The sequence below is a fragment of the Adlercreutzia sp. CNCM I-6215 genome, from assembly GCF_977072315.1.
This window is the reverse complement of sequence record NZ_CDRVMA010000018.1, coordinates 15,507-27,272: the sequence shown is the minus strand read 5'-3', so window position 1 is coordinate 27,272 and position 11,766 is coordinate 15,507. Positions and strand designations below refer to the sequence as shown.

Annotated in this window: 12 protein-coding genes; 2 read left to right on the top strand and 10 right to left on the bottom strand. The window is 53.1% G+C overall.

The features are described 5' to 3' along the window. Positions 1–238: 238 nt before the first annotated feature. The 10 genes from ACW4LP_RS11630 to ACW4LP_RS11585 all read right to left on the bottom strand — a co-directional run bounded on the left by ACW4LP_RS11630 (position 239) and on the right by ACW4LP_RS11585 (position 8,660). Complete coding sequence (locus ACW4LP_RS11630; protein WP_455803845.1) at positions 239–1,291, bottom strand: ParB/RepB/Spo0J family partition protein; 1,053 nt, start codon at positions 1,289–1,291, stop codon at positions 239–241. Then, complete coding sequence (locus ACW4LP_RS11625) at positions 1,284–2,279, bottom strand: ParA family protein (protein ID WP_321203150.1); 996 nt, start codon at positions 2,277–2,279, stop codon at positions 1,284–1,286. Before ACW4LP_RS11625 ends, ACW4LP_RS11630 begins: the two co-directional genes overlap by 8 nt. Before the next feature lie 119 nt (positions 2,280–2,398). Next, positions 2,399–3,073 carry a 16S rRNA (guanine(527)-N(7))-methyltransferase RsmG gene (gene rsmG / locus ACW4LP_RS11620; RefSeq protein WP_455803844.1) on the bottom strand — a complete coding sequence of 225 codons (675 nt, stop codon included), beginning with the start codon at positions 3,071–3,073 and terminating at the stop codon, positions 2,399–2,401. 95 nt (positions 3,074–3,168) lie between these two features. After that, positions 3,169–3,756 carry a Jag family protein gene (locus ACW4LP_RS11615; protein ID WP_114538848.1) on the bottom strand — a complete coding sequence of 196 codons (588 nt, stop codon included), beginning with the start codon at positions 3,754–3,756 and terminating at the stop codon, positions 3,169–3,171. A 96-nt stretch (positions 3,757–3,852) separates the two neighbouring features. Beyond that, positions 3,853–4,629, bottom strand: coding sequence for a YidC/Oxa1 family membrane protein insertase (locus ACW4LP_RS11610; protein WP_455803843.1), 777 nt, complete (start codon positions 4,627–4,629; stop codon positions 3,853–3,855). Between the two features lie 28 nt (positions 4,630–4,657). Then, positions 4,658–4,942: a membrane protein insertion efficiency factor YidD gene (yidD, locus tag ACW4LP_RS11605; protein ID WP_114538850.1), complete on the bottom strand. Its 285-nt coding sequence runs from the start codon at positions 4,940–4,942 to the stop codon at positions 4,658–4,660. Next, positions 4,875–5,261 carry a ribonuclease P protein component gene (rnpA, locus tag ACW4LP_RS11600; RefSeq protein ID WP_084280241.1) on the bottom strand — a complete coding sequence of 129 codons (387 nt, stop codon included), beginning with the start codon at positions 5,259–5,261 and terminating at the stop codon, positions 4,875–4,877. Before rnpA ends, yidD begins: the two co-directional genes overlap by 68 nt. 11 nt (positions 5,262–5,272) lie before the next feature. After that, entirely contained in the window at positions 5,273–5,407 is a 135-nt protein-coding gene (rpmH, locus tag ACW4LP_RS11595) for a 50S ribosomal protein L34 (RefSeq protein ID WP_022737978.1), read from the bottom strand. Between the two features lie 411 nt (positions 5,408–5,818). Then, complete coding sequence (dnaA, locus tag ACW4LP_RS11590; protein WP_157011795.1) at positions 5,819–7,447, bottom strand: chromosomal replication initiator protein DnaA; 1,629 nt, start codon at positions 7,445–7,447, stop codon at positions 5,819–5,821. Positions 7,448–7,526: 79 nt separating this feature from the next. Further along, on the bottom strand, positions 7,527–8,660 hold the full coding sequence (locus tag ACW4LP_RS11585; RefSeq protein ID WP_417179420.1) for an ATP-binding protein: 1,134 nt from the start codon (positions 8,658–8,660) through the stop codon (positions 7,527–7,529). A gap of 724 nt (positions 8,661–9,384) precedes the next feature. On the opposite strand from ACW4LP_RS11585, the gene dnaN reads away from it, so the two are divergent. After that, complete coding sequence (gene dnaN / locus ACW4LP_RS11580) at positions 9,385–10,485, top strand: DNA polymerase III subunit beta (RefSeq protein ID WP_417179416.1); 1,101 nt, start codon at positions 9,385–9,387, stop codon at positions 10,483–10,485. Next, positions 10,486–11,592: a DNA replication/repair protein RecF gene (recF, locus tag ACW4LP_RS11575; protein ID WP_455803842.1), complete on the top strand. Its 1,107-nt coding sequence runs from the start codon at positions 10,486–10,488 to the stop codon at positions 11,590–11,592. Positions 11,593–11,766: the final 174 nt, after the last annotated feature.

Genomic DNA, 11,766 nt, shown 5'->3' with positions numbered 1-11,766 from the left:
GGCGGCCAAAGTGCGGTAGCGCCCCCGGCCGGGAACCGGGGGCGCCGCCGGCGGGATAGAGTGGCGCGTTCGGCTGATTTTGCGGTAGCGCTAACACCTTCGACGCGCACCCGCATAGCGGGTGGTTTTTTGCCCGCCGCGCTTCGCGCGCCGTGCAGGCTCACGAGCCTGAACAAAAGAAAAGAGTCTATTTCACGTGAAACAGACTCTTTTCTTAGTCATTAAATGCTATCGAAAGTTACTCACCAACAAGCTCGCTGAAGAGTCGCCGCAAATCTTCCTCATCTTTGAATTCAATCTCGATTTTGTTCTTCCCTTTGGACGATTTCACACGCACGTTAGTCTTCAGTGTCTCACGTAAGGTCTTCGCCACAGACTTGTAAACCGCAGGCATCGGCTCACGAGGAGTCGAGGCAGAGCCGTCCTTTTTACCTGACATAAGGCGAGCAAGATTCTCTGCTTCGCGCACGTTCAAACCGTTATCAATAATCTTCTGAGTCAAGGAAAGACGACCTTCAGCTGTGGGCACTGAAAGAATGGCACGTGCATGGCCCGCCGTGATCTTTTCCTCAAACAGAAGCTGTTGAGCTTCTTCAGGAAGATCGAGAAGTCGAAGTGCATTGGCGACAGTCGAACGGCCTTTGGAAACTGCTTGCGCCACTTCCGCCTGAGTCATCGAGCGTCGCTCCATCAACCGACGGTATCCGTACGCCTCTTCTATCGGGTTCAAATCAGAGCGCTGGATATTTTCAATTAACGCAAGCTCAAGGGCTTGGTCGTCATCAACCTCTTTTACACGAACGGGAACCTTCTTAAGACCAGCAGCCTTAGAGGCTTGCCAACGGCGCTCACCGGCAATGATCTGATAGGTACCATCGGCCATTTGCCTTACAAGAATAGGTTGGAGCAGACCATCCTTTTCAATAGAAGCAGCAAGTTCTTCTATTTCCTCTTTTTTAAATTGGGTTCTCGGCTGATCAGGATTAGGGGCGATTCTATCAATCTCTACCTCATCAGTTTCCCGAGCAGGAACCTCCTCAATCCTCGATTCCTCAATGATGGCTTCTCGCACAATAGGTTCAGAAACCTTTACTGGTTCTTCCTCTATCTCAACCATCGTCCGTACGGGCCGTGTGGAAACAGGGGCCTCTCGCGCCGCCTCTTCATCTACTTCAATTGTCACTCTCTGGCGCTCGGGCGCAGGGGAAACAGGGGCAGGTGATTCATAAGAACCGGGGAGGAGGGAACCCAGACCTCGACCGAGTCCTCCACGACGTTCGGGCTTAGCCACGTGCAATCACTTCCTTCGCTAATTCAATATAGGAAAGAGCGCCTCTTCCCTTGGGATCGTATTGGGTAATCGGCTGCCCAAAACTCGGAGCTTCCGACAATTTAACCGTGCGAGGAATAGGCGTGGCGAACACCAGGCGCCCAAAATACTCACGCACTTCATCGACAACCTGCTTCGAGAGCGTCGTACGGCTATCGTACATAGTAAGAAGAATGCCGTAGATATCCAGAGTAGGATTAAGGCGAGATTTGACACGCTTCATTGATTCGAGAAGTTTTGTCACACCCTCCAAGGCATAGAACTCGCATTGGATAGGAATAAGCAATTTATCGGCCGCCACCAGAGCATTAACTGTTAAAAGACCCAAAGAAGGCGGGCAGTCGATGAGAATGAAATCATATTTGCCCCGCATGCTACCCACAGCATCCTTAAGGCGATTCTCTCGCGCCATTTCCGAGACCAGCTCGACTTCCGCCCCCGCAAGATTAATCGTAGCCGGAGCAATGTCTAATCCCTCGGCGATATCAGGAATAATTACCTCTTCAAGAGGAACATCGTTAAGGAGAACATCGTAGATGCACTGCTGTATAAGACTCTTCTCAACGCCTAGGCCACTGGAGCAATTTCCCTGAGGATCAAGATCGACAAGAAGCACCTGTTTGCCCATCTCTCCCAGTGCAGCCCCAAGGTTGATCGCTGTTGTCGACTTCCCTACGCCACCTTTTTGGTTAATGATGGCAATAATCTTCGTCTGTCCGACAACATGACGCACCGGCGCTTTGTCTTTATAGCTCTTCAAAGGTTCTCGAGGAATCACAGGAGCTGCGTAATCCTCAACCTCCCTGACAACCACTTCAATATTTTCAGGATCGTCAACGAGTTCCTCTTCAGCGGCTACCACTTCTTGTTCCTGAGTCTGAGGTTGATCAACCTCTTCGACAGTCCGGGCTTGTTTTGTGTCTCGTTTAAGACCATCAAAGAATCCCACAGGAACCTCCTTCCTTGATTGGAGCACAGTATATCATCGCCTCAAGCTGGTTCAGGCGATGTTCGACAGAAGGATTCAAATTGATCGTGTTTCACGTGAAACACGATCACATACTACATTCAGCTACGGGGACGCAGTGGCTGTTTCTGAGCCAAGCCAATTCTTCGAGGAAGCTTGATGCGTGACTTGCCGACTTTCTCAAACACTACAATGGTTCTCATGGTCTCTCCATCGCTCAAGCAAACCTCACGCTGGGAGATCATTCTCATACCCACAAGGTCTTGCACAGCAAGAGCTTCATCAAGTTCCTCCGATGATAGCTGGGCTTTATAACAGACTAACCGACCGCCCTTTTTCAAAAGGGGCGAAGCAAGCTCTATAAGAGAAACTAGTTTAGACAGAGCTCGAGCTGTGAGGACGGTGAATTTCTCCTTGTACTCCAGAGGAAGATCCTCGATGCGTTCGCTCGATGTGGAAATTTGCTCACTCAACGAAAGATCATCAAGGACAGATTGGACGATGGCCATTTTTTTCTTCACCGAATCAACGAGAAGGGTCGTTCTTCCTGTCGCAAGCGCAAGAGGGACGCCGGGGAACCCCCCTCCTGAGCCAAGGTCTCCATAGAGACCGTCAGGAGCTTCATTGACCTCCGGCAAACCTACCAGCGAATCCTCTATATGAAGGAGACGCGCCTGTTCCCTATCAGTAATGCGAGTAAGATTCGTAACTTTGTTTGCTTCAAGGATTGAATCAAGATAGCACTGCATCAAGCTCATCGTCTGATCATCTGCCATCTCAACTCCTTTCCATAGGCGAACGTGTCCATAATAAAGGAAATGGGACGTGCTTTGCGCGTCCCATCAGCACATTGAAAGTATTAGAACAGTTTTTACAGAGGAACCACGACCACATGGCGGGAAGGACCCTCCCCCTCAGAAACGGTCTCGACGCGATCATCGTCTCTCAAAGCAATGTGGATAATCCGACGCTCGTAGGGGGTCATCGGGCGCAATCCAACTTTACGGTGCTGGGAAGCAGCTCGATTAGCAGAGCTGTGCGCAATCGACTCGAGCTTTTGGCGCTGGCGGTTCTTGTAGCCCTCAACATCGACAATAACTGGATAACGGAAACCGATAGTGCGTACCGTTATCATCGACACAATGAATTGCAGCGCATCAAGAGTTTTTCCATGACGACCAATAAGGACAGCCATATCTTTACCGCTGATATCAAGAATCAGTTCGCCCTCGTCACCCTCGTATTCATCAATAGTCACTTCGCCGACATTGAAATACTGGAGAATATCCTGGAGTGCCGCGATAGCAGTGTCAGCAATAGTATCGAGCATCTCGTCCGTTACGATAAGCTCGTCCTCTTCAACAACCTCTTCGGTATTAATGGGGTCTGCAGAAGACTGAGATTCTTCCACCACCTCGTCTTCTACCTCTTCAATCATGTCCTCGAACTCTTCAGTCATTACAGGCTCCTAACCTTAAACACCGCGGTTGAAATGATGCCGCGGAACGTACAAAGGGAGTGTTTCATGTGAAACACTCCCTAAAATCAGTAAGGTCTAGCGCTTTTTCTTAGGACGCTTCTTCTTCTCTTTGCGCGTGACGTTAACCTCGATCGGCTTGACGACGAGAGCTTCTTCCTCCTCTTTACGCCGATCGGCAGCACGGCAGCGCGCAAGCGTCAACTGGTTCTGCCCGATACCGATAAGGGAGGATGCGCCCCAGAACAGCAATACACCCGCCGGCGAACCCCAGGAAATCCAAAGCATCATAAGAGACATGATCGCGCCCATCATGAGCGTCTGATTTTTCTGCTGGGTGTTTTCAGTTTTCAACTGCTGAAGGACCATCGGAAGGAAGGTAGCACCAGCAAAGATAATCATGAGAATGAGATAGGGAACAAATGTTCCGAATCCCTCGCTGAAAGCCTGAGAGGGCGTTGTGACGAGATTCGGAACCAAGTTGTAGAACGAGTACGTGCCCTCACCAATACGTTCGCCCATCTCGCGAAGCACATGGAACAGAGCAATAAAGATCGGCATCTGGAGCAACATCGGAAGACAACCAGCGAGCGGGTTGAACTTCATCTCCGCGTAGATCTTCTGCATCTCCTGGGATTGACGCGTGGGATCATCAGGGAAACGATCTTTCAGGGCCTGAATCTTCGGCTGCACCTTCTGCATAGCATAATTGGACTTCGCTTGCTTATGCATGAGGGGCGCGACGATGATACGAAAGATAATCGTGACGACGATGATCGCCAGTCCCCAGTCGTGGCAGAAGTTATAGAAGAACTGGATGATGTCGAAGATCCAGTCTTTAAAGATATCCCACATAGCTTACCTTTCCAAATGCACCAGCGACTCAGGGAACGGGATCGTACCCACACGGACCGCCAGGGCGGCATCGCAGTATCCTCTTTGCAGTGAGCACGAACCCTTTGCAAAACCCATATCGCTTGAACGCGGTGAGTCCGTACTCGGAACATGTGGGAATGAAGCGGCAAGAAGGGGGAAGAAGGGGTGAAAGAGCCATTCGGTAAAACATAATAAGACCGATAGCGACCAGAGTCGGAATCCTCTTAATGCGTACGAGCAGCTTCTTCAACGGTGTTCTTCCCTTCGCCTTGGGCAAGGCGCTCAGCGACATTTCCGCATGCTTTCAGCACTTTACTATAAGAAGCCCGGGTGAGGCCTGATTTTGCCAGAAATATCACGTCAAAGCCGGCCCACGGACCGCCCATTTCCATGCAGAGTGCTCGCAAGCGGCGCTTGGCGCGGTTTCTCCAAACGGCATTCCCCAACTTCTTCCCTGCAATAAAAGCGACACGACCGGAATGGCCGTGTCGCTCATGATTGCTCTGCTTGTCGTCCTGGGCGCCTACAATAACCGTAAAGTATGGCGTATGAAGACGATGCCCCGTAGAGAAGAGCTGGGAGATTTCAGTGCTGGATTTAATAGTCTGCACCTAAAGATCTCCTAGACGGTGAGACGCTTGCGCCCCTTAGCACGACGGGAAGCGAGAACAGCGCGACCACCCTTGGTAGCCATACGGGCACGGAAGCCATGGCACTTGGCGCGCTTGCGTTTGTTCGGTTGATAGGTGCGTTTCATTGTTTCTTTCCCTTTCATGGTTTAAAGAGTAGCTTTTGAATTATACAACGCAAAAAAGTACTGTCAACGGGGCGAACAGAAGAATAAGGAAGATGGCTGCGAAGGGAGTTGCGATAGGGAGGTGGAACCATGAAGTACAGGTAACGGCTGTGCAGAACTAAAATGTAGTTCCCATTGAAGAGGGATTCTAAAAATAGAATTCAAATAGTAGTCTCAATAAGACGAGTGGATTAGTCGATAACTGGCATAGCCGCAGGTGGGGAGCTTGCTAACGTACTTACTGCTTGGTGAGTTGTCAAGCGCGCTTGTGAACCATGCGCTGGCGGCCATCCTCCGCTCTCTCCCGTTGTCGTTGAAAAGTCGCCCTGTTATGCGCAGGTTTTCCCTTCTTATCAAGAGTTTGTGAACAAACTAGTCCAGCTCGCAGATGATCTTCTGCAGCACCTCAATCTCTTCCTGGGTATCGCGATCGGTCTTCAAACGCTCTTCGATGCTTGTTGCCGAATGGATGGCGGTCGAATGGTCGCGATTGAATTTCTTGCCGATATCGCCGTAGGGGAGGTCGAGCAGTTGTCGGCACAGGTAGATGGCGATCTGTCGCGGTCTCACAATGGATTGGGATCGCTTGGGGCCTACCATGTCGCTATGGCTCACCTTGAAGAAGTTCTCCACTTCGCGCTGGATGTCCTCCACGGTCAAGCTTCGTGACATGCCGCCGGTGAAATGATTGGCTAGAAGCTCGCGCACTTCATCGATGGAGATATCGCTGCGATCGCAGTAGATCATGCGGTAGATGACGGTATTCACGGCGCCCTTGAGCTCGCGGATGTTGGACCCGGAGTTCTCGGCGATGTACATTTGAATGTCGTCGGAGAGGGTGAAGTTCCCCAGGCCCTCGCTGCGGCTGAACTCGTCGGTGAAGGATTTGACGATGCCGAGTTTGGTTTCCACTTCCGGCGGTTGGATGTCAATGGTGCCGCCGCTGTAGAAGCGAGATTTCAGACGTTCGTCGAATTGGATGTTCTTGGGAGCGCGGTCGGCGGAGAGCACCACCTGCTTGCCCTGGCTGGTCAGCGTGTTGAACAGCTGGAAAAGCATGTTCATGGATTCCTTCTTGCCCTGAAGGTGCTGGACATCATCGAGGAGGAGGATGTCTGCCTGCTCATAGTAGGCGCGGAAATTGCGGAAGCTGACCTTCTCCTGGTCCTTGATGGCGCCGGCCTCTGAGTACTTCGAGACAAAGTCCTGAGCATCCACGTAGACCGTTCGCATCGAGGGACGCGTTTCCTCGATGTAGTTCTGAATGGCTCTCATGAGATGGGTTTTGCCCAAGCCGCTTTTCCCGTAAATGAACAGGGGATTAAGGGGAAGCCGTCCGGGGGACTCTGCAACTTCGACGGCCATGGAGTAGGCCATGCGGTTCGATTCCCCGATAACGAAGTTCTCGAACGTGAGGGAAGACGAGGGATTCGAAGCCCGCTCGGCGACCGGCTCCTGGGAGAGCGGTGCGGGCGCGGGAGGCGCGTAGTGATCGACCACGACGTCCTCTGCAAGGGAATGGGCGACCATGCCGGATGGTTCGAAGGGGGTCGCCTGAGACAGGGGAGCACCATAGGCCGGTGAGGGGGGCGCAGCTGCCGCGATGGGCTGAGAAGGGAGAGACTCCATCGTCGATGCTGCTGGTTGCGCGGGTGTTGGCGTCGGCATCGGTTGGGCGGGCGCCGAAAGGGGCGCCGCAGGGGATGGTTGGCCCGCAGCGGCGATTTTACGCTGCTCTTGGGTGGGGTCGACGGCGATGGCCACCGCGAATACGACGCCGGTGAGATCGCGCAGCGCGCGTACGATAACCTCGGTGTAATGCTGCTCGACCCATGTCTTTATAAAGTCGTTGTCGGCGGTGAGCATGAGAAATGAATCGCTCATGGCCTGGGGAACGAGCCGCGAGAAAAAGGCGGAAACCTGGGAGGGGTCGATATCCTGGTAGCTTTTGACCTGGGCGCAAATGCGCGCCCATTGTTCGTTGAGCGTCTCGCTATCCATACATCATCCTTCCGCCGGCGTTTTTTGCCGTGGTTCTCCGCTTTCAGGACAATTCTAGCAAATTGGCAAGGCTTGGGTCTTAGAGACCCTGTGCGATCTGTCGGCCGTAAGGGGTGAGGGCCCGCTGTTTCCCGACCATTTCCACCAAACCTGCCTCTCGCAGCCGATTGAGGGTGGTGTTGGTGGTGGAGGCCGGCGTCTCGGTCAGGTCGCTGAAATCCTTGTTCCGGAGGGTTCCTTCTTTAAGGAGAAGCTTCAGGAATATTCGCTCGCGTTCGGAGAGGGCGGGCGCCGGCATGACGGCACTCGGGTAACCCGGATACGCCGCCGGTGCTGGCGCTGCTCCGTAGGCCGGATAGGCGGTTGGGGCGGCTCCATAGGCCCCGTAGCTCGGATATCCCTGGTAAGGGGCTCCGTAAGAGGGAGCCGGTACGGGAGCTGGAGCCGCGGGTACTGCGCTGTAGCCTTGCGGCGCGTAGGCGGGTGGGTAGGGAGTCGCCCCTGGTGCGCTGGATGAGCCCATGGAGGGATAGATTCCGGCTGGATTGGAGGGATAGGGTTCGGAGCCAGCTGTGAGGGGAACTCCGTAGGGCTGATGGACCGCGGCGGTTTCCGAAGCGTAGGACGAGCCTGGGATATACTCTCCCTTGCTGCTCAGCACGTCGGTTTCGTCCCAGTCGTCCAGAGGATCGTCTTCTTCACGCACCAAGCTAACGGTGACGACGGCGCCGGTCCCCAGATTGTCCTCGATAGTAATGGTGCCATGGGACGATTCGAGGTACTCCCGCACAATGGGAAGGCCCGACCCGACGCCCCGAATATAGTTTTTCATAGGCTCGACGGCAGAAGAAAACCCTGGCATTTGGGCTTTTTCTTTCGAGGGGATGCCGGGGCCATGATCGGCGAAGCGGATGGTGTTCCCTTTGTCGAGAATGGAGACCACCACCTCTTTGAAGCGCGCATGGATGAAATTTTCGGAAACCTCCCGAATAACGGTGTAAGGGATGGTTCCCCCTGCGCCATGGGACTGTTCGTACACCGTGGAGGCGAGCGCCTCGATATAAGCCGCCGTGTCGGCGGGCTTTATCTCCACAACCCGTGGTGCGCTGCGCAGGTCGTCGTAGAGAGCGATGCGCCCCACGGTGTCGACGAAGGAATAGTCGAAGGAAGCCCCCTGGGGAGCTTCGTCGTGAAGAGAAGTATGTTGTTCCATGGTTTCCAAGATCATTCCGTTTTGTTCGCCGTTCAATTCGTCGTTTCAAGAATTTTTCAGGATATTGTAACGTGTTTCATCATTTTACAAGGTATCTACCTGCGCATTTCATAACCAGTGATGAGTAATTCACTATTTGTTCAGTAAAAGTGGAAAACCGAAACTGAACTACCTGCGATTTTCTAAAGAATTCCGACTTATCAACCAAATATTCAGTAAAAGTGGAAAACTCGGAATTCGAGAATTCCTAACGGCTGTCATTCAAAGAGGAAAAAGTGAAAAACTTTGCCCAAAAACCTTGACAGAGGTTCTCGATAACCCTTCTCAGCCGCTTCCTATGCCTTTGAGAAGAAAATTCCCATCAAGCACGATCTTGTTCGAACATAGGTGCGTTTAAAGAGAATTACCCTGACATAATTTACAAAACCCCAGCTCAACGCATCGTTTTTGAAAAGAAAAATCTATAGTGAATTGTTAGCTAAAACTGTCAACCATCTTTACCTTCGATATCCACTCAGTGAAAAGGACGGTTATCCACTGCTTGCGCTGGGGAAAGAGGAAGTTATCCACTTTTTCCACTAGCGGAGCGAGAAAAGGGTGCAAAACTAATCAACCATTAGTCAGACAACTCTGCGCGGCCTCTCCGTTTCCCTGTTTTCCGGCGTTATAATACCCGCACGATATCTTCTGTTTCAGCTCAGGCCATTACGAAGAGAGGCATCCCTTGAAATTCAGTATCAATCGCACCGAGCTTGCCAACGCCCTGTCCATTGTCCTCAAAGGGGTTTCCACTCGATCGACGCTCCCTGTCTTGTCCGGTATCCTCATCGAGGCCGCCGGCGACAAAATTGTCCTCCAGGCCACCGACTTGGAGCTCTCCATTCAATACTCCGTGGCCGCGCTCGTTGAGGAGGAAGGCCGCACGGTGGTGCCCGGTAAGCTGTTCTCGGAGATTGTGAAAAACCTTCCCGATGCTGCGGTCCATGTCGAGGCTACCGATGAGCAGGCTTTCGTCACCTGCGACACGTCTTCGTTCTCTATCCGCGCCTTGAACGCTGAGGATTTCCCCGGTTTTCCCCGAGTGGACGTTCACCAGAAGATAGAAATTCCCTTCCATCAGTTTTCCACTATGGTCAAGCGTGTTTCTCGCGTCGTATCCAAAGATGAGTCTCGCGCTATTCTCACGGGCGTCCTCATCACCCTGGAGGCCGGCGTGCTGCGCATGGTGGCCACCGACTCCTATCGTCTCGCCATCACGGATGCTCCTCTGCCGAACTCCTCGGCCGATGAGTTCCACGCGGTCATCTCGGGCAGCTTCCTATCGGAAATCGCGTCGCTGCCGAAAACGGAGTCGCCGGTGTCTCTGGCCTTGGCTGACAATCAGATCGTCGTGACCTGCGAGGACACGGTGTTTATCAACCGCCGCATTGAGGGCAACTTCCCCAATTACAAGCAGCTGCTCCCCGACGGCTACGCTACTCGCGCTACCATCGAGGTGGATAAGCTCGTGGCCAGTGTTCGGCGCGCCTCCCTGCTTGGCTCTACTTCATCGCCCGTGCGCTTCGATTTGAACAACGCCTCCCAAACGGTGCAGATTTCCGCAGCATCTCAGGATGTGGGCAGCGCGCAGGAGATCATCTCTTGCGCTATCGAGGGTGAAGATGCGGAAATCGCTTTCAACTATGCCTATGTGTTGGATGGCCTCGGATCCATTGCCACCGACGAGGTGTATCTTGAAGTGCAATCGGCGTTGAAGCCGGGCATCTTCCGCGCGCTTGAGCCGGAAAACTTCCTCTACCTCGTCATGCCTGTGCGCATCTCCTAAATGACCCTGCGTATTGAAAGCCTCTCTTTGCGGAATTTTCGCAACTATGAGGATGCGGCTCTAAACGAGCTTGGGGACATCACCGTACTTGTGGGGGAGAACGCTGTTGGCAAAACGAACCTCATCGAGGCCATCCAGCTGCTTACGGCGTTCACGTCGTTCCGACATGGTACGGCTGATCAGTTGATTCGCCACGGCGAGGAGCGTAGTCGCGTATCCATGCAGGCAACTGACGGCAATCGGCGTCTTGATATCGACCTCACGCTTGATGGTCGTACGCGCAAGTATCGGCTCAATGGAAAGGCGAAACGGCCGATCGATTTGAAAGGAGTCATTCCCTCGGTCGTTTTTACGCCTGATGATCTCGATTTGGTAAAAGGGCCGAACAGCGGGCGGCGGTCATCGTTGGACACCTTGGGCGCTCAGGTAAATAAAAGCTACTACACGGTACGGCGTGATTATGAGAAGGTGATTCGCCATAAGAATCGCCTTCTCAAAGAGGAGGCCGATGTTGCCCTTGTGGAGGCCATCAATGAGATGATCGTCACGGTGGGAGCTCAGCTCACGATCTATCGCATCGCGTTATTTGAGCGGCTGCTCCCTCATCTGACTGCAAAGTACCAGGAGATTTCTCAAGGACGCGATTGTTTGAACGCCGTCTATGTTCCCTCGTGGGGAAAAGGAGCGCCAGAGGAAACGGTTGAGCCCCTTACCCGCGACGAAGCCCGCGAGGCGTTGGCCCGCGCGCTTCATGAGCGCGCGGAGGAAGAGCGGCGGCGCGGCCGGGCAGTGGTGGGACCTCATAGCGATGAAATCGTATTCACTCTCGATGGGGAAAACGCTTCAATCTACGGAAGTCAGGGACAGCAGCGCTCCATTGTACTCTCGTATAAACTGGCTGAAGCGGCCGTCATCGAGGAGATCATCGAGCAGAAGCCGGTGCTCCTTCTTGACGATGTGATGAGCGAGCTGGACGGCCGACGACGCGATGCGCTGGTGACCGCTATGGAAGGCGGTAGTCAGACTTTTATCACCACAGCGAACATCGATTACTTTAATGAGGCCATGTTGAACAAGAGCAATGTTATCCATTTGCCGGTGGTGTGACCCGCCAAAACCGTAGAATAGTCCCATTCGAGTCCCCAAAGTATTAACTCCGTGCATTTCTCGCTTGATTTAAGCCCTGTTTTCCACAATTCCTGGCAAAGTCTTCACCGAACCGCAACATAGGCCCTCAAACAGCCTTAAAATAGCCCCATTCCGCGACTTTCAGCCGAAATG